Consider the following 18495-nt stretch of genomic DNA (forward strand, 5'->3'; position numbering starts at 1 on the left):
ACGGACCGGCTCAGCGGTGGTGTGCGAGGCGCGGGCGGGTGCGGTAGTCGGCGAGGCGGCGGATCTCTTCCCGGGAAGCGCGGTGGACGGGGGCGGACTTCGGGCCCGGCCACGGGTCCCACAGGTCGGACCGGTAGAGGCCGTGGGCGACCTTGCGCTGCGCCGCCGACTCCAACTCGTCCCGCAGGTCGCCGTCGCGCAGCACCGCCCCGTCGCCGAGCAGCCCCTCGACCAGGGCCACCGCGGCCGCGGTGTCGCCGTGGTCGAGGCGCTCCCGTACCTCGGGCAGGCAGTCGGGGCGCCGGTGGGCGGTGTCGATCGCCAGCAGGCAGGGCATCGGCGTACCGGTCAGCGCGGCCAGCAGCTCTTCCCTGCGCAGCTCGTCCCGGTCGTGGTCCAGCGCGGTGAGCACACCGCCGACCAGGTCGATCCGGTGCCGCGCGCCGCGGCAGACGACGATCCGCGGCTGCCCGGCCGGGTCCGGCGGCGCCGACCAGTCGGACGCGGTGCGCCCGGGTACGAGGGCCGCGGCGACCAGCGGGTGCAGCAGCTCGGGGGCGATCAACTCGGCCCTGAGCAGCTCCAGATCGGGCGCCATCCAGGTCGCCGCGTCGGGCAGCAGGGGCATGGTGGCGGCGCTTTCCCCGGGCCACGGCGTGATGCGCGGTGCGTCGCCGCCGCCCCCGTCCACGTGCACGACCAGCCGGCGGCGGCCGCCGAGCCGTACGGCGACGGGACCGGTGGACCGCCCCTCGGCCCGCAGCACGAGCGCCGCCTCGGCCGGCCAGCGGTCCACCGCGCAGCCGGGGCCCGGCGGCACCAGCGGATGGTCGAGGCCGGTCCCCGCCCGTAGCGGCAGCTCATGGGCCAGGTCGGCGTCCCACAGGTGCCGGTGCAGGTCGAGCCGGAAGCGCCGGTCGGGGCTGCGGTGCGGGTGCCGCCGTGCGCCCGGTTCGATCCGGGCGCCGTCCCACAGAGCGAGGCTGATCCGCTGCCCGGCGTCCGCCCACGGGGGCGGTGTCCTGGCCACCAACCGCACCTGGCCCTCGGCGGTTTCGTACCGCGCCAGTGCGACGGTCAGCCCCGGCCGCAGCAAGCCGTCGGGGGCGGCCCTCGGCATGTGCCAGCGCAGCAGGTCGGGAGCGAGCCGCCGCAGATCGGCCCGTAGGCGCGCGGCCAACTCCCGGCCGTGGGTGCGCGCGACGGAGCGTGGAGTGAATTCGACGTCGAGACCGGCGGCAGCGCATGCCCCCGCCCAGTCGCCGGAAAGCCGGCGGGCGGTCGCGGTCTCGATCATGGGGGCCGGCACGGCGAACGTGCGCACGCGCAGCCACAGGGAAAGCCGGGACTCCGTCTTCGCGATCTCGGTGGGCATCAGCACTCACCTTGCGCGGACGGGTCCCCCAATCTGCTGAGAGATGAAGTCGTCATTGTGAGCAAGCGTAGCGCCCACCGGGGCCGGCTGTCAGTCCCCGTTTCGCCGCCCCGGCGCGGCCCGAGCCCGGGGCGGGCTCACAGGCCCAGGTCGAGGGCCAGGCAGGAGTAGGAGATGAGCGACCGCTCGGGGGCGTAGTCGTCGGTCGGCTTCGGGGCGGGGGTCTGCTCCTCGACCATGGCCTCGAAGGGGATGCGCTCGGGCAGAGCGCCGAAACGGGCGTGGCGTGCTGCCGCGGCGGTGTCCCTGATGCTGACGCTGATGGTCTCCATCGTCATTCTCCGCTCCGTGCCGGGCGGGCGCGTCCGGGCGCCCGCGTACGCAAGACTGCCACCCCGCTCGTCACCGGTCAAGGTGGTGACGCGGTCGGCGGTCCGGCGCCGGGCCGGTTCATGTCCGGGCCCGGCCCCGGCTCAGCGGACGCCGGACAGCAGATTGCGGACGAGCGTGTCGGCGAAGTCGGCGTCAAGCGGGCGCGCGGGCAGCAGCAGGCGGTGGTAGCAGGCGCCCCAGAGCTGGTCGACCAGGCTCTCCAGGTCCACGTCGGGGCGGAGCTGGCCGGCGTCGCGGGCGGTGCGCAGCCGGGCCACCGCCAGGGCGCGGCGGGGGAGCGTGTAGCGCTCGGCGAAGGCGGCGGCGAGGTCGGGGTCGGACTGGGCGGCGCCGACGAGTTCGGCGACGACCGGGCCGTGCTCGCGGGAGGTGAGGAAGCCGACGAAGGCGTGCAGCTGCCGGGTGAGGTCGGCTTCGAGGTCGCCGGTGTCGTCGAAGGCGAAGGTCTGCTCGGTCGCGGCGAAGTAGGCGTCGAAGGCGAGCGCGCCCGGCGAGGGCCACCACTTGTAGAGGGTCATCTTGCTGGCCCCGGCCCGGGTCGCGACCTTCTCGAAGGTGATGTCGCGCAGGCCGTTCTCCAGCAGCATCGCGCCGGCCGCGGCGAGGACGGCCGCGCGGACCTCGGCGGCCGGGCGGCGGCCGCGCCCGGGGCGCGCGGCGGCGGTCTCTGCGGTCACGGCGGTGACTCCTTCCTTCCGGCTTCCGGCTTCCGGGGCTGGGGCGCCCGGGTCCCTCGGTCCCGGGCCTTCGGGACCCGGGCGTCCCGGCGGCGCGGGCCCTGGCTGTTTGCGTTATATGGACGATCAGTCTACATTCATTGATGTGGACGGATCGTCCACATAGCGCTTCGCGAGGAGGTCCCGCCATGACAGACACCCCGACCGCCGCGGCCGGCAGAGTCGCCCTGGTCACCGGTGCGTCGGGCGGCATCGGCCGCGCGGTGGCCGAACGGCTGGCCGCCGACGGCGACGCCGTCGTCGTGCTCTACAGCGGGGGCCGGCAGCGCGCCGACGAGACGGTCGCGGCCGTCACCGCCCGCGGCGGCCGGGCGATCGCGCTGCGGGCCGACGTCGCCGACGAGACGGAGATGGCCGCCGCCTTCGACCGGGCCGAGCAGGAGTTCGGCGGCGTCGACGTGGTCGTCAACACCGCGGGCGTCATGGTGCTCGCCCCGGTCGCCGAGCTGGACCTCGCGGACCTGGACCGTATGCACCGGGTCAACATCCGCGGCACCTTCGTCGTCTCGCAACTCGCCGCGCGCCGGCTGCGGTCGGGCGGCGCGCTGATCAACTTCTCGACGTCGGTGACCCGGCTCCAGCAGCCCGGTTACGCCGCCTACGCCGCCTCCAAGGGCGCGGTCGAGGCCATGACGCTGATCCTGGCGCGCGAGCTGCGCGGCCGCGACATCACCGTGAACACCGTCGCCCCCGGCCCGACCGCCACCCCGCTCTTCCTGGAGGGCAAGCCCCAGGAGGTCGTCGACCACATCGCCGGCCTCAACCCGATGCAGCGCCTCGGCGCCCCGGCCGACATCGCCGACTCCGTCGCCTTCCTGGCCGGCCCCACCGGCCGCTGGACCAACGGCCAGACCCTCTACGTGAACGGCGGCGCGGCCTGACACGCTGCGCGCGCCCGCGGCGAACGACCCCCGTATCCGGCCTGGTACGGGGGCGTTTCGGGCTGCGGGCAGGGCGGCGGGGTGGCGATCACGATGCGGACGGGCGTTGACGTTGCGTGCAGGGGCCAGCTAGCTTCCTCGGCATGCGGCAGCCCCAGCTCCTTCTGACGACTCGCGGTCACGTCGACCTCATGCGCGTCTGCTCCGCCGCCTGTTGCTCCTGTTGAGCCGACAATCCCCCCCTCCCGTACGGGAGTTCCGCCGCGCGTGACGCGGCCGCAGCGGACACGTCCGTCCTGATCCGCTGAATCCCCCGCCGTTCGCCCACGCCGGGCGGCGTCCCCCCTCGCGCGCCCCGCGCCCTGAGGTGCTGAAGGCTGCCGCCAGGCCCGGCTTCCGGCTGCCTGCCTTCCGAAGGATCACCATGCGAAAGAAGTCCCTGACCCTTTACGCCCTGGCCGCGGCCGCCGCCGCGGTCGTACCCGCCGCAGGCACCCCCGCGGCAGCCGCACCCGCACCGGCCGACGGCCTCCCCCTCGCGCCGCTGACCGTCCTCACCGGCAAGCCCGGCACCGCGCACGGCGACCTGTTCGTGTCGCCCAACGCCGTGGCCGGGAAATACGCCGGCGGGGTGGAGATCCTCAGCCAGGACGGGCGGCGGACGGTGTGGTCGCACGCGCTGCCCGCGGGGCAGTCGGCCGCCGACTTCCGCAAGCAGACCTACCGCGGCAAGCCGGTCCTCACGTGGTGGGAGGGCACCGGCCTCGGCGGGGCCGCCGCGGGCACCGACGTCGTCTACAACGACCGCTACCAGAAGATCGCCGAGGTCAGGGCGGGCAACGGCTACTCCGCAGACGGCCACGAATTCCTCATCACCCCGCGCGATACCGCGCTGATCCTCGCCTACGCGGTCGAGACCGCGGACCTGCGCTCCATCGGCGGGCCCGCCGACCAGAAGGTGATCGACGGGGTCGTGCAGGAGGTCGACATCCGCACCGGCAAGGTGCTCTTCCAGTGGAAGGCCGCCGACCACGTCCCGTACTCGCAGAGCGAGCAGCCGCTGCCGGCGTCGGCGGACACCCCGTGGGACTGGTTCCACGTCAACGCCGTCAAGCCGGACGCCGGCGGCAATCTGCTGGTCGACGCGCGCAACACCTGGACGGCGTACGAGATTTCGCACCGCACGGGGCACATCCTGTGGCAGGTCGGCGGCAAGGCGAGTTCGTTCGCGCTGAAGGCCGCTCCCGGGCAGGTGCTGAACAGCAAGGACACGATCTTCGCCTGGCAGCACGACCCGGAGCCGCTCGGCGGCGGCCTCTACAGCTTCTTCGACAACGAGTCCGCGGGCATCGCCAACACCGGTACGGGCGCGGTCTCCGAACTGCCGTACAGCCGGGTGGCCACCGTGAGGATCGACTCCCGTACGCACACCGCCACCCTGGTCGCCTCCGACGACCAGCCCTCGGCGCTGATCGCGTCCTCGCAGGGCAATGCGCAGCCGCTGCGGGACGGCCACACCGTCGTCGGGTGGGGCTCGCTGCCGTACGTCTCGGAATTCGGCCGCCATGGCGAGCTGCTCTTCAACGCCCGATTCCCGGCCGGGGTGAACACCTACCGGGCCTACCGCTTCGACTGGCGGTGAGGGACCGGTAGGCGCGCACCCGGGAGCCGGACCCGTCAGACCGGGTTCGGCTCCCGCAGCCTGCTCAGCAACTGGTCGCCGACACGGGCGATCTCGGACCGGTAAGGCGTGTCGGACAGCACGAAGTGCGTGATGCCGAGCTTGCCGTAGGCGCGCAGCGCCTCGGCCACGTCGTCGGGGGAGCCGACCAGCCAGGTGGTGCCCGCACCGCCGCCGCCGAATCTGCCCGGGGCCGTGTAGAGGCACGAGTCGAGCACCTCGCCGCGCTCGGCCAGGTCGAGCAGCCGCTGCTGGCCGACCGCCTTCCGCCGCTGGCGGGTGAGGGTCGAGTCGGTGGCGCGGTCCGCCATCGCGGCGACCTTCTCCTCGGCGTCGTGCCAGGCCTGCTCGGTGGTGTCGCGCACCAGCGTGGTGATCCGCAGCCCGAACTCCAGCGGGGCGTGGTTCCGTCCGACGCTCGCGCTGAGCGCCCTGAGCCGGTCGATCCGCTCGGCCACGCCGTCGAGCGGCTCACCCCAGAAGAGCTGCACGTCCGCCTCGGCGGCCGCGACCTTCTCCGCCGCCGCCGACGCGCCGCCGAAGTAGAGCCGCGGGGTGCGGCCCTGCTCGGCGCCATGCGGCCGCGGGCTGACCGTGGAGCCCTCGACGGCGAAGAAGTCGCCCCGGTAGGTGACGTCCTCCTCGGTCCACAACCGCCGCACGATTTCCAGGAATTCGCGCGTGCGGTCGTAGCGGCGGGCCGGGTCGGCCTCCCCGTCGCCGTAGGCCGCCGCATTGTCCAGGCCGCTGACGATGTTGACCAGCAGCCGCCCGCCGCTGAGCTGGTCGAGGGTGGCCGCGGCGCTCGCGAAGTGCGCGGGCTGCCAGTAGCCGGGGCGTATCGCCACCAGCGGCTTGAAGGTGGTGGTGCGGGCGGCCAGCGCGGTCGCCACCGTGAAGGTGTCGGGCCGCCCCCAGCCGGTGCCGAGCAGCGCACCGCCCCACCCGTGCTCCTCGGCGGCCAGGGCCAGCTCGGTGGAGAAGTCGAGCGTGCCCCAGCCGGTGGTGGTGTCGTCGCCGCGGTGTCCGGGCTCGACGGTGTTGGGGATGTACCAGAGGTGTTCGTGGCTCATGCCAGGACTCCGTAGCGCAGCAGAGTGCGGGGCGATGACTGTGACCGCCCAGCGGGGATGTCCGAAGAGGTGTCGGAAGGCGCACACGCGCAGCGGCGGCGCGGTGGTACGACGGGCGGCCGCCGGCCGGTGCTACGGCGCCGACGGCCCTACGGACACAGTGCGCTCGCCGACCGCAGGAGGTCGACGTGGAGGCGGCAGACCAGCCTCGTTCCCTGATGCACACGCCAGACGGTAATCGAGGCCGCGGACCCTGGCAATGCGCGTCCGACCTGTGGCCGGGCCGCCGGGCGCTCAGTAGCGGACGTCGCTCTGCAGCAGCGGCGGATACACCGTCGAGGTCTCGCCGTCGACCGTCGCACCGGCGAACTGGAGCATCGCGCGCTGAGCGCCGTGCATCGGGGCGGGGTAGTCGAGGTCGGGTGCGGAGACCTCGTCCAGCAGGGCGAGGTGCTTCGGGCCGAGTTCCAGCTCCAGGGCCGCGAGGTTGGTGGTCAGGTGGTCCACCCGGCGGGCGCCGAGCAGCGGCACGACGGTGCCCTCGCGGGCGCGCAGCCAGGCCAGCGAGACGGCGGCGGACGTGGTGTGCAGCTCGCCGGCGACGGCGGCGACCGCGTCGATGACGGCGTACTGCCCCTCGTCGGGCCCGCCGACGAAGGCGGCGCGCGCGGAGTCGGCGACCTCGGCGCCGCGGCGGTATTTCCCGGACAGGAAGCCGTTCTTCAGCGGGCTCCACGGCACCAGCGCCATGCCCTGGTCGCGGGCGAGCGGCGCGAGTTCGCCCTCGACGGTGCGGGCCAGCAGCGAGTATTCGACCTGGAGCGCGATCAGCGGGCTCCAGCCCTTGAGCAGGGCCGTGGTCTGGGCCTGCGCGGTGACCCAGGCGGGGGTGTTGGAGAAGCCGACGTAGCGGACGCGGCCGGCGGTGACCAGGTCGTCGAGGGTCCGCAGGGTCTCCTCGATCGGGGTGTGCCGGTCCCAATTGTGCAACCAGTACAGGTCGAGGTAGTCCGTCTGCAGCCGGCGCAGCGTCGCGTCGAGCTGCGCGCGGACCGCGGTGCGGCCCGCGCCGCCGCCGTTGGGGTCGCCGGGGAAGAGGTTGCCGAAGAACTTCGACGCGAGGACGACGCGCTCGCGCCGGCCGGGGCGGGCGGCGAAGTAGTCGCCGAGGATCCTCTCTGAGTGGCCGTTGGTGTAGAAGTTCGCGGTGTCGATGAAGTTGCCGCCCAGGTCGAGGTAGGACGACAGGATCCGCCCGGACTCCTCGACGCTGCATCCGGCGCCTCCGGGGTCCTCCCCGAAGGTCATCGCGCCCAGCGCGAACGGGCTGACCCGCAGGCCGGAGCGGCCGAGGGTGACGTAGTGGTCGAGTGCCATGGGAGTGCTCCTCACGAGGGTTCTTCCGGTGGGTCCCGGCCGCTTCCGGCCGTGCTTCCAGCGAACCGCGGACCGCACCCCCACCGGTAGGCCGATCCGCGCGAGGTCTTGCACGATCCTGCTCCTCTGGCCCGGATCGGGCTTGCCTCCCTGCCCGCGCGGTGCTTCGGTGGCCGTATGCGTACCGCCGCCGACCTGCTGACCGAGATCCGCCACCTGGTCACCGTGCACGCCCGCCCCGACCTGCGGACCCCGGTCGACGGGCTGCTGCTGTCGAGGGTCGAGACGGCGGAGCCCGACTACTCGCTGACCGAACCGCTGCTGGTCGTCATGGCGCAGGGCGCCAAGCAGCTGCTGCTCGGCGACCGGGTCTTCGAATACGGCGCCGGGCAGTGCCTCGTCGTGACCGCCGACCTGCCCGTGACCGGCCACTTCGCCGGCGCCTCGCCCGACACCCCGGCGCTCGGCGTCGGGCTCGCGCTGCGGCCCGCGGCGATCGCACCGCTGCTGCTCGCCGCCCCGCCGCAGGGCCCCGCCGCGGCGGGACCGCGTACCACCGAGGGCCTGCCCGCGATCACCACAGGCCCTGCGGGGCCGGAGCTGCTGGACGCCGTGGTCCGGCTGCTGCGGCTGCTCGACCACCCCGCCGACCGGCCCGTGCTGGCCCCGCTGATCGAGCAGGAGATCATGTGGCGGCTGCTCACCGGCCCGTACGCCGGTGCGCTGCGCCAGATCGGCCGTGCGGACAGCGGCCTGGCCCTGGTCGGCCGGGCCATCCGCTGGATCCGCGACCACTATGCCGAGCCGCTGCGGATCGCCGACCTCGCCGGGCTGGCCGCGCTGAGCCCGTCGGCCTTCCACCGGCACTTCCGTGCCGTCACGGCGATGAGCCCGCTGCAGTTCCAGAAGCGCATCCGGTTGCAGGAGGCCCGCTCGCTGCTCGCGGTAAGGCCCGGTGACGTGGCGGGCGTCGGGCACCTGGTCGGCTACGACAGCCCGTCGCAGTTCAACCGCGAATACCGGCGGCTCTTCGGTGCACCGCCGGGCCTCGACGCGGCCCGGCTGCGCGCGGCCGCCGGGGTGCCGGGGGCGGCCCGGCTGCCGTGAGCTGAGGGGCCTGGGCTCCCGGTCGCGGGCAGCCGCACCCTGCCGGGGCTAGGCAGCGGCGGGGCTGGTTGCCCCGGTCGGCCCGGCCGCACAGTGAGGCGACCGGGCCCGGGATCGACGGGCCCACCTCGGCAGGAAGCAGACAACCGTGCTCTCGAAGTCCGTACGAAGCCTCGTCGTCGGCGTGCTGGCGTCCGCGACGCTCGCCGTCGCCTGGCCTGGCGCGGCCGGCGCCGCCACCGCGCCCGTGCCGCACGCCCGGGTCGCCGCCCACTTCGACTTCGCCGCAGGCCAGATGCCCGAGAACATCGCGCTGGAGCCTGACGGCTCCGTCGACCTGACCTTCGCCGGCGCCCGCCAGATCGCCCGGATCGACCGGCGGGGCGCGATCCGGGTGCTGGCCACCCCGCCGCTGCCCGCCGACTCCGGCGTGCACACCCCCGTACTGGGATTCCCGCTGGTCACCGGCCTGGTCAGGGCCTCAGGCGGCACGCTGTACTTCCTGTACGCCACCGGCACCGCCGACCTGACCGGCGTCTGGCGGCTGGCCCCGGGCGGCGTCCCGCGGCGTATCGCCGCCCTCCCGGCCGACGGCCTGCCCAACGGCCTGGCCCTGGACCCGGGCGGCCGCGTGCTCTACGCGACCGACTCCGTCAAGGGCGTCATCTGGCGCGTCCCGACCGCGGGCGGCCGCGCCACCACCTGGGCGTCCGGCCCCGAACTGGCCTCCACCGGCTTCCTCGGCGCCAACGGGATCAAGGTCCACGGCGGCGCCGTCTGGGTCTCCGACCTCGACCAGGGCACCCTCGTCCGCTACCCCGTCACCCGCAGCGGGCGGGCCGGCCGGCCCCGTATCGTCGCCACCGGACTGGTCGGCATCGACGACTTCGCCTTCCTCCCGCACGGCGACCGCGTCCTCGCGGCGCTCAACGGCCCGAGCGAGGTCGCCCTGGTCGAGCCCGACGGCAGCCACACGACCGTGCTCTCCGCGGCCGACGGCCTCCAGAACCCGACGGCGGTGGCGGTGCGCGGCAGCACCGTCTACGTCCCCTCCGCCGCCTACACCACGAAGCAGGACCCCAACCTGCTCACCGCCCGCATCCCGGGTCACACCTGAGAGTGATGGTGCAACTCCGGGGTTGCGTCTCGCCGGCGGGACGTGCAACCCTGGAGTTGCACTGGTCGTGAGACGGACGGACGAGGGAGCTTGCCATGGCTGAGGACCGTATCGAGCGCGAGACGCTGATCGAGGCGTCGGTGGAAAGGGTCTGGTCGCTCGTGGCCGAGCCGGGTTTCTGGGCCGCGGACGCGGGGAGTGTGTCCGGGACGGTGGCCAGGGAGGGCGAGCTGGTGGTGGCCAAGCACGCGGAATACGGCGAATTCCCGGTGCGGGTGGAGAAGGTCGACCCGCCGACGTATCTGGCGTATCGCTGGGCCAGCGCCTTCGCCGGGCAGGAGCCGGCGGACGGCAACAGCACGCTGGTGGAGTTCACCCTCACCGCGGAGGGGAGCCGGACGCGGCTTCGGGTCGTCGAGAGCGGGTTCGCGGCGCTGAGCGGCTCGGAGGAGCTGCGCGGCGGAGCCCTCCGGGACAATACGGGCGGATGGGCGCAGGTCATAGGCGACCTCCAGGCCCGCGCGGAACAGAAGGCGGGGTGACCGACGCGGAGAGCGGGACCGGGACCGCCGGGACCGGCGAGGGCGGCCCAGGTGGCGGCGGCGTCGACGTCGTGCTGGCGGCGCTCGTCGACCCGACGCGGCGCCACCTGCTCGACCTGCTGGCCGCGCAGGGCGAGGTGACCGCCACGACGCTGGCCGAGGGGCTCCCCGTCACGCGCCAGGCAGTGGTCAAACACCTCGCCGTGCTGGACGCGGCGGGCCTGGTCGGCGGCCGCCGGGTGGGCCGCGAGGTGCGGTACGAGGTCCGCCCGGCGGCCCTGGACGCGACCGCCCGCTGGATGGTCGCCCTGGCCGCCGACTGGGACCGCAGGCTGGCCCGCGTCAAGCGGGTCGCGGAAGCGGCGGAAGCGGCGGAGGCCGCGGAGCGGGAGGGGTGACAGGCCGCGCGGTTCAGCCGCCGCGCGGCCGTGCGGGCTACAGGCCGGTCACCGAGCTGGCGGCCGTGATGTCGTAGGCGAGGGTGATCTCGCGGTGGGCGCCGGGTGCCAGGCGGAGCGTGTAGTGCGCGATGCCCTCGGCGTCGAGGGTGTCGGGCGGCGGCTGGCAGTCGGCGGTGCGGAGGTCGACCTCGACGGCGGAGACCTCCGAGACGGGGACGCGCTCGCGCACGGTGATCTCGTGCTCGGGGTCGCCGGGCCGGGCGTCCAGGCGGGAGACGAAGAGGCGGACCCTGCGGGTCAGGACGGTGCGCTGGTTGATCGCCGCCAGGCCCGTGGTGTCACGGCTCTCCTCGGTGTGGCGGACGACCCGGAAGGTGTCCTCGCTGCCGAAGGGGACCTCGAAGTCCTCGCCCGCACCCGCGAAGTCGAGCTTCCCGCGGCCGACGAAGCCGCTGCCGCGGACCAGGTCGACCGGCCCGGCGAGCAGCACATGACCCGAGGTGTTGGTGAGGCGGGCGGTGGTGACCACCAGCGGGGACAGTTCGGGGACGCAGGCGTTCTCGACGGTGCAGGGGGCGGTGAAGGACGTCACGTGCACCCGGTGCGGGCGGTGGTCGGAGGGCACGCTGACCGGGTGCGGCGCGGCCAGCACACGGACGTCGCCGCCGTCGTGCAGTCCGGGCAGCGCGGCGGAAGCGGCCGGGGACGCGTCGCCGACCGTACGGATCTCCTCCTCGCGGAGGTTCACCTCGACCGTGCGCCGCTCCTCCACCGAGCGCTCCCGCAGCGTCAGGACGTCGTCGGCCAGCACCGGCGGGCTCGCCGCCAGCGTCGGGCGGGCGGTGGACAGCGTCAGCCGCACCCCGGTCCAGTCCTCGCCGGTCTGCTGCCACACGAAGGCGTCGGTCTCCACCCGTACCGACTTCCGGTCGGCGGCCAGCGTCGCCCGGTAGGCGGGCCGCCACAGCGCGCACGGCACGAGGCCCGTCACCCGCAGCTCGGCCGTCGCGTCCCGCTCCGCCTCGACCACCACGTCGAGATAGGCGGTCAGCTGCTGCGGCTCGGTCTCCACCGCCGCCAACGCCTGCCGCGCCTCGCGCAGCTCCTCGGCGAGGTCGTGCAACCGTCGGCGCAGCTTGTGGAGTTCGCCGATGCGCGGCTCCGCCTCCTGCTCGACCCGGTCGAGCCGGTCGGCCCACCGCTCCGGGTCGGCGTCGCCGCCGCCCGCGCCCTGCACGATGTCGCGGTGCAGATCGGTCCTGGCCTGCCCGACCACCGCGAGCGCGCTCTCCAGCCGCTGCCGCAGCAGTTCGGCGTCGGCCGACTCCTGCTCCAGCTCGTGCACTTCGCGGCGCAGCCCGGAGGCGTCCCGGCCGGGTTCGCCGGGCGGGGTGGGGGTGTAGGTGCGGACGACGCGCGCGTCGACCACCCGGGCGCCGCTGTCCGCGGCGAAGTCGGCACGCAGCGAGCGGTCCGCGGTCAGCGGGGTGACCGGGCCGACCCGCAGCCGGGTCACACCCTCGGCGAGGGTCACGGCGCCGGTCCGCTCGACCTGGGCGCGGTCCTCCATGAGGGTGACCGCGGTGATCGGCAGCGCGGTCAACTCGGGCAGGCCGCCCGGTGTCCCGTCGTCCTGGCCGGTGTGCAGGGTGTCGTCGTCCACGGTCAGTTCCTCCTGTTGCCGCCGACGACGGCCTTGCCCGCGGGCACCCGGATCTCGTAGCCCCCGTTGAGGGTCGCGGTGCCGCCCGGCTCCAGCGCCACCCGCCAGCCGCGCACCCCGCGCACGTAGTCGTCCTCCTGCCCGTCGACCGGCCGCTCGGCCGCGGCCCACGGCGGACGCGCCTTGTGCTCCTCGATGCGCACGTCCTTGTCCGCCGACACCGGCACGCGCTCGCGCACCTGGACGACGACCGGGTAGGGCAGCCGGTTGGCGACGTCGATCTCCACGGTGTGGTCGAGCACGGTCGTACCGCCGCGCAGCCCGGCCGTCGACTCGCGCATGTGCGCCCGCCGCGCGACCCGTACGCTCTCCGCGACGCCCACGCCGACCGCCTGCCGCTGCCCGGAGGCCAGCGTCGGCAGCGGGGCGGTGAGCACGAAGTCGCCGTCGACCATGACGTCCACGGGACCGGCGAGCAGCGCGTGCGGCGAGGTGTTGGTGACCAGGACGGTGCCGAAGACCGCCGGGTCGACCGCGGGCACGCACACGTACTCGAACTCGGTGCTCACCGGCACCTCGCTGACCGGCACGGTGTGCCAGCGGCCGTCAGCGGCCACGTCCACCGGGGCGGCGGTGTCGAAGCGGTAGTCGAAGGACCCGGCCGACTTCCGCACGTCCACGGCGTGCGCGGGCCGGGCGAGGGCTGAGACCGCCGCGGCCCGCCGCCGGTATTCGGCGGCGATCGGGTGCGCGGCCCGGGAGGCGGGCCGCAGGGTGCCGCGCTCCTCGCCCGCGTCGGGCCCGGCGAGCGTCAGCCGGGCGTAGTCCAGCAGGTCGGCGCCGGGCGCCAGGGGAGCGGCATCCGCCCTGTCCGCGCTCTCCGCCGCTTCGGCCCAGCCGTCCGGTGCGCCACCCCCGGGGGCGGCCGCGGCGAGGGCGGTAGGCGGCATGGCACCGCGGGAGCGGGCCATGGGCGCGGCCGGTGCGGAAGGAGCCGGGGGCGGCGCCGTGGCGGGAACGAGCGTGTCGGCCACGGCCCCGTAGCCGACGGCCACCGGCGGGAAGGCGGGTATGGGCGCGCCCAGCGGTGGCGGCGGGGGGAGGCTGGAGGCCCTGGGCACGGCGGCGGCGTCGTAGCCGGTGAAGAGGTCGGCGAGCCCGGCGGGCGGCTCGCGCCAGCTCAGGTCGGCGGGCGCCTCCTGCCGCCGCCCGATCCGCAGCGACCGCAGCTCGGGCAGATCGGGCCGCCGCAGCAGGTCCGCGGTGGACAGCCCGAGCCGCACCCCGGCCCAGTCCTCCCCGCTGCGCTGCGCCACACAGGCCCGCAGCACCAGCGTCCCGACCCCGCTGCGGCCGTCGAGCCGCAACTGGTAAACGGGCGCCCAGGTGGCCCCGGGGACGTGGTACTCCAACTCCAGCTCGACCGCGCCGGGTCGGGCGGGAGCGTCGGGCGCGGGGCCGCTGCCCGGTTCGTCCGCGTCCCCGGCGCCGCTCGCGAGGGCGCTCTCGGGGGCGCGGCCCGGCGCAAGGGTCACCAGGGCGGTCGCCGTCGGGGCCGCGCGTCCCGTGTCGACCGCGCTCGACGCCTCCGCCACGCGGTGGCGCAGGACGTCGGACTCGTGGTCGGCCTGGGCGAGTTCCTCCTCGACCGCACGCAGGCGGCGGTGGAGGACCGCGAGCCGCGAGTCGACGAAGCCGGCCAGCGCGAGGATCGACTCGACCGGCGCCCAGCGCGGCGGGTCGCCGCGGCGCGGGGCCGGAGGCTCGGCGCGCAGGGCGGCCACCTCCGCGACCTCGGCGGCGAGCCGCTCCTTGCGGTCCCGCAGCCGCGACTGCCGGTCCTCGGCGTCCTCCAGGTCCAGCCGCAGCCGCGGCAGTTCGTCACCGCGGCGCAGCGTCGCGCCGAATTCGACGCGGATGTCGGTGACCCGCAGCCCGCCGGCCCCGTCGGCGCCGCCCGCCCCCTCCGGCCCGCTGACGATACGGCCGCGCAGCGACTCCTCGTAGAGGGTCGGCGGCAGCCCGGTGACACGCACGGTCACCGTGTCGCCGCCGCCGGGCGGCAGTTCGAAGCGGGCCAGCCGGGTGCAGACGGCGCCCGAGGAATGCACCGCCACCGATGTCACCGCGGACGATGCCACAGGGCCGCCACCAGCCGATATGCGCGTGCTCGCGTGCACCGTCGCTCCCCCTCAGGACCCTGGCCGTGCTCTCGTCCGTACCCTACCGGTCAGCCCACCGGCGGGGCCTGATCGGGCCATTTGACCGTCTGGACGCGGGGGTTGCCCTGCGGCATGAGGCGGATGATCGGAATCGGCTTGGCGACCGGATTGCTGCCGGTGTGGCTGGTCTGGTAGTTGGCGGTGAACTGGATGGGGCCGCTGGAGCCCAGCACCTTGTGCGCTCCCTGGAGTGCGCCCAGTTCGTTGACGACCGCGTCGGGCTCGGGCTGCGGCTGCTCGGTGAGGCGGATCGCCGAGGTGGCGGTGAGCACGGCGTCGTAGGCCATCATCGCGTTGCCGTCGCCGAGGTAGCCGCTGGGGAAGAGCGTCTGGAAGGACGTGTCGAACATCCGGAAGCCCCGGGTGCCGTCCGCCACGGCCGCGGCATGGGCCTTGTCGTGCCCGGCCGACGCCTTCCACTCCTCGGGGTGGGCCACACCCGCGTAGTCGACGGTGACATGGCCGCGCAGGTCCGCCCGCAGTTGCCGGCTGTCGGGCAGGTTGGTGACGTCGTCACCGCTGACGATGCGGATCTGCTTGTCCAGGCAGGTGTTGGAGAAGGCGTGCACCAGCACCCCGAGGTCCTGCCCGCGACCGGCGAACAGCACCACCGCGGGCTGCGGTTCCTGCGCGGCGCAGATGTTGGTGGTCATCTGGCTGATCCTGGTGGCCACTTCGGTCTGGTGCCGCTTGCGCTCCTCCGCGGACTGTCCGTCCCGGTCCCGCTCGGTGGTGTCGTAGGGCTCCACGCCGACGATCTGGTGGCCCCCCGGTATGTCCCTGAACTTCTTGAAGCCGCTGACGAGCGTGACGTCGTAGGAGTCACCGGCATTGCCGTCCTCGACCAGCACCGCCCGCTTGTAGTCGGACTGGACGTAGGACAGGGCCGCGGCCATGTTGTCCACGTTGCTGGGCGAGGCCCGGACGAAACCCTTGATGTTGTCGTAGTTGTCCGAGGTGAGGGTCGCGCCGAAAGCGGGAATGCTGTGCGCGGTCAGATCGCGTATCGCGCTCTCCGTGCCGGCCAGGCTCAGGCCGAAGCCGGTCACCGCCGCGATGTGCCGGCCGCGGTCGTCCTCGATGTTCGAGACGGCCGCCTGCCAGGCGTTGGCCTGGTAGCCGTCGCTGCCGATCAGCAGCTGGATGTAGGGCGTGATGCCCTCGACGTTGTTGCGGTTGGCGTAGTACTGCGCCGTGAAGGCGCCCTCGATCTGCTCCAGGGCGTTCGGCATCGACAGGATGCTGCCCTTGTCGGCGGATATCGGCAGGATCATCACCACGCTCACGTAGTTCGTCCGGTGGTTCTCGACGATCCTCCGGTTCTCTTCGCGGACCTTGTCCTCGGCGGCCCGCAGCGAGGGGTGGAAGGCGTAGCTGCCGTCCGTGATGCCCACGCATTCGCCGTTCGCGCCCTGGTGGGTGACGGTGGTCGCGCCCTTGCGCATGCACGGCTTGTTCAGCAGGTGGTCGATCGGCAGGTAGACGCCGTAGGCGGCGAGGGCCAGCGCCAGCACGCAGGCCACGGCCAGCAGCCTCCTGGCACCGACCGGGAGGCGCGCGACATACCCGCGAACGGAGTCGAGGACGTGCACGTCAGTCCTGCTTTCTTGTCGGGGCGGACTTTCCTCCTCGCTTCCTTCGCGGACGGCCTCGTACCTCGGCCGGCCACTGCGGGAGCTCGGTCGTCAGTCCTGCTTTCTTGTCGGGGCGGACTTTCCTCCTCGCTTCCTTCGCGGACGGCCTCGTACCTCGGCCGGCCACTCCGGGAGCTCGGTCGTCAGTCCTGCTTTCTTGTCGGGGCGGACTTTCCTCCTCGCTTCCTTCGCGGACGGCCTCGTACCTCGGCCGGCCACTCCGGGAGCTCGGTCGTCAGTCCTTCCAGTTGTTCTCGATGCGGCGGAAGAGTCCCGCCTGCCGGTAGAGGAGTTCGTTGTCCTCGGTGATCTCCGCCAGGTGCTCGTATCCGTCGGCGATGGTGTGGGCCAGCTGGTGCGCCGGGTCGAAGGAGCGGTCGCCGTGCAGCCAACGGGCCACCGCCAGGCGGGTGATGGTCCTGCGCCGGTTGCGCGCCTCGGCGGGGCCCGCGAGCGAGGTGACGAAGGTGCGCGGGTCGAGCGGGGTGCTCAGCCGGTTGGGCGCCGCGGTGACCTGGTCGAGCACGCGCAGCCAGTCCTGCGCGGTCGCGCTGCGCTCGTACTCCTCGTCCAGGTGGCCGACCACCGTGGTCAGCGGCTCGCGCCGGGCCAACTCCACCTGGGCCAGCGTGTGGTGGTGCCGCAGCGGCGCGTCCGCGCGGCTCGAATAGTGCGTCGCGTAGCCCGCGTGCACCGCGCGCCAGGTGTCGGGGGTGCGGGCCAGCCAGCGGCGCAGCAGCAGGGCGATCAGCGGGTGCAGCCGGGTCGCGTCGCCCTCCGGCGTCTCGTCCAGCCACATCGAGGCGGTCAGCCGCAGTTGCGCGGAGTCCGCGTCGACACCGCTCCACCCCAGGTACTGCAGTGCCGCGTTGCAGGCGCCGCGGCGCAGGCCGGGCGTCGCGGCCAGGACCGCCATCGCGTTGAGCGGGGCGTTGTCCTCGGGCGCGAGCCTGCCGTTCGGGCCCGCGGTGAGGTGGTCGGCGAGCACGCGCCGCAGCAGGTAGTCCTCGACGGTGGAGTCGGCCCTGGCGGGCGCCGGCCAGTGGTCGGGCAGCGCGTGGTCGGTGGTGAGCCGCCCGGTCAGCAGCTGCCGCGGGTCGAAGGGCTCCGGCGCCTCCGCGGGCGGGCGGTGCGGGTCACGCGGGGGAGTGCGGCCGAAGCGGGCCAGCAGGTGCGCCAGCCGGTCGGTGGACTCCGGGTGCCCGCCGGCCAGTTCGTAGAGGAAGTCCGCGTCGCGGTTGTGCCGCCCGAGCACGCTGCTCGCGCACAGGGCGAGCACCTGCTCGCCGTTGAGATCGGCCAGCGCCACCGGATACCACCACACCGGGTGGCCGTCGCCGCCGGGCGCGTACGGGTGGCGTAAGCCGAACTCCAGGCGCTCGTCCGTCGGGTCGAGCAGCCGGTCCGCCTCGGGCCGCACCCGGCCCCGCTGGACGGCCACCACCACGGCGGGGTCGGGGCGTTCGCCGGCCGCGGCGGACTCCCTGCGGCATTCGGCGAGCAGTTCGAGGAAGAGGTCGGCGGTCCTGCCGCCCGCGTTGTCGAGTAACAGCAGGCAGTTGCGCGGGCGTTGCATACGCGGCCAGGAGTCGTTGAAGTCGGACCGTAAGTCCGCGAGCAGCGCCGCGCACAGGGTGCGCGCCACCACCCGCGGGGTGCCGGTCGGCGTGTCCTGCGCGTGGTGCTGCCGGTAGAGCTCCCACAGCGATTCGTATTCCCGCCCGCCGTCGCCGCGTTCCGCCAGCCAGCGCAGCGCCTTGCTGTCCCGGTGCTTGCCCACCGCGGAGTGCAGCGCGCCCAGCAGGCCGGTCAGCACGTCGAGCAGGCCGCGCTGCTCAGGGCTGAGCAGCACGGCGGCCCGGCTGCCCCAGTCGTTCAGCGACGACTGCGCCTGCGCGTCCTGGGCGCGGGCCCGCAAGTACGTCTCGAAGGCGGTGCGGCCGCCGCCGGTGTCCACGAAGCTCAGCGCCTTGAGCAGCATCGCGGTGCGGGGGAAGTCGATCGCCCTGATCCCCGCGATGCGCCGCCCGAGGCCGCGGACCGCCGCGAGCACGATGTCCTCGACGCCCTGCGCCGAGCGAAGGTCGAGCCGCACGCTCAGGCAGTCGTCGGCGCACTGCGCCCACAGCGTGTCGAGCAGCACCGACCCGCCGGACCCGCGGGGTCCGGCGAGCAGCACGATCGGCAGCGGTCGCTCCGGCACCCCGCGGCGCACCAGGGCCGCCTTGGTGTAGTCCACCACCCGCTCACGGCCGTGCAGCCTGGCCTTGGCGTCCGTCATCCGACCCCGTC

Annotated in this window: 15 protein-coding genes; 6 read left to right on the forward strand and 9 right to left on the reverse strand. The window is 74.2% G+C overall.

Features of this window, described 5'->3' with window-relative positions; genetic code table 11:
• Positions 1–10 precede the first annotated feature (10 nt).
• From OG900_24265 to OG900_24275, 3 genes are all read right to left on the reverse strand, one after another.
• The gene (locus tag OG900_24265) at positions 11–1375 is read right to left on the reverse strand and encodes a hypothetical protein (GenBank protein ID WUH92917.1); all 1365 of its coding nucleotides are present in this window, start codon (positions 1373–1375) and stop codon (positions 11–13) included.
• A 137-nt stretch (positions 1376–1512) separates the two neighbouring features.
• Positions 1513–1707: a hypothetical protein gene (locus OG900_24270; GenBank protein WUH95899.1), complete on the reverse strand. Its 195-nt coding sequence runs from the start codon at positions 1705–1707 to the stop codon at positions 1513–1515.
• A gap of 141 nt (positions 1708–1848) precedes the next feature.
• Positions 1849–2445, reverse strand: coding sequence for a TetR/AcrR family transcriptional regulator C-terminal ligand-binding domain-containing protein (locus OG900_24275; protein ID WUH92918.1), 597 nt, complete (start codon positions 2443–2445; stop codon positions 1849–1851).
• A 188-nt stretch (positions 2446–2633) separates the two neighbouring features.
• Between OG900_24275 and OG900_24280 the strand changes: the two genes are divergently transcribed.
• Positions 2634–3386 (forward strand): SDR family oxidoreductase, encoded by a 753-nt coding sequence (locus tag OG900_24280; GenBank protein WUH92919.1) that lies wholly within the window; start codon positions 2634–2636, stop codon positions 3384–3386.
• 424 nt (positions 3387–3810) lie between these two features.
• On the forward strand, positions 3811–5028 hold the full coding sequence (locus tag OG900_24285; GenBank protein ID WUH92920.1) for an arylsulfotransferase family protein: 1218 nt from the start codon (positions 3811–3813) through the stop codon (positions 5026–5028).
• Between the two features lie 35 nt (positions 5029–5063).
• On the opposite strand, the gene OG900_24290 is transcribed toward OG900_24285, so the two are convergent.
• Both OG900_24290 and OG900_24295 read right to left on the reverse strand, forming a co-directional pair.
• Positions 5064–6140, reverse strand: a complete 1077-nt coding sequence (locus OG900_24290; GenBank protein ID WUH92921.1) for an LLM class flavin-dependent oxidoreductase — start codon at positions 6138–6140, stop codon at positions 5064–5066.
• A 294-nt stretch (positions 6141–6434) separates the two neighbouring features.
• Positions 6435–7517: an aldo/keto reductase gene (locus OG900_24295; protein WUH92922.1), complete on the reverse strand. Its 1083-nt coding sequence runs from the start codon at positions 7515–7517 to the stop codon at positions 6435–6437.
• A 177-nt stretch (positions 7518–7694) separates the two neighbouring features.
• Between OG900_24295 and OG900_24300 the strand changes: the two genes are divergently transcribed.
• The 4 genes from OG900_24300 (at position 7695) to OG900_24315 (ending at position 10681) form a co-directional block, all read left to right on the forward strand.
• Positions 7695–8624 (forward strand): AraC family transcriptional regulator, encoded by a 930-nt coding sequence (locus OG900_24300; protein WUH92923.1) that lies wholly within the window; start codon positions 7695–7697, stop codon positions 8622–8624.
• Positions 8625–8772: 148 nt separating this feature from the next.
• The gene (locus OG900_24305) at positions 8773–9741 is read left to right on the forward strand and encodes a hypothetical protein (GenBank protein ID WUH92924.1); all 969 of its coding nucleotides are present in this window, start codon (positions 8773–8775) and stop codon (positions 9739–9741) included.
• Between the two features lie 95 nt (positions 9742–9836).
• Complete coding sequence (locus tag OG900_24310) at positions 9837–10283, forward strand: SRPBCC domain-containing protein (GenBank protein WUH92925.1); 447 nt, start codon at positions 9837–9839, stop codon at positions 10281–10283.
• Between the two features lie 71 nt (positions 10284–10354).
• Positions 10355–10681, forward strand: coding sequence for a metalloregulator ArsR/SmtB family transcription factor (locus OG900_24315; GenBank protein WUH95900.1), 327 nt, complete (start codon positions 10355–10357; stop codon positions 10679–10681).
• Between the two features lie 37 nt (positions 10682–10718).
• On the opposite strand, the gene OG900_24320 is transcribed toward OG900_24315, so the two are convergent.
• From OG900_24320 to OG900_24335, 4 genes are all read right to left on the reverse strand, one after another.
• Positions 10719–12347 (reverse strand): mucoidy inhibitor MuiA family protein, encoded by a 1629-nt coding sequence (locus OG900_24320; GenBank protein WUH92926.1) that lies wholly within the window; start codon positions 12345–12347, stop codon positions 10719–10721.
• A 2-nt stretch (positions 12348–12349) separates the two neighbouring features.
• Positions 12350–14464, reverse strand: a complete 2115-nt coding sequence (locus OG900_24325) for a DUF4139 domain-containing protein (protein WUH92927.1) — start codon at positions 14462–14464, stop codon at positions 12350–12352.
• 113 nt (positions 14465–14577) lie between these two features.
• Complete coding sequence (locus OG900_24330) at positions 14578–16161, reverse strand: ABC transporter substrate-binding protein (GenBank protein ID WUH92928.1); 1584 nt, start codon at positions 16159–16161, stop codon at positions 14578–14580.
• Positions 16162–16438: 277 nt separating this feature from the next.
• Positions 16439–18484, reverse strand: coding sequence for an ATP-binding protein (locus OG900_24335; GenBank protein ID WUH92929.1), 2046 nt, complete (start codon positions 18482–18484; stop codon positions 16439–16441).
• Between the last annotated feature and the right edge of the window lie 11 nt (positions 18485–18495).

The organism is Streptomyces sp. NBC_00433 (assembly GCA_036015235.1).
Classification (GTDB): domain Bacteria; phylum Actinomycetota; class Actinomycetes; order Streptomycetales; family Streptomycetaceae; genus Actinacidiphila.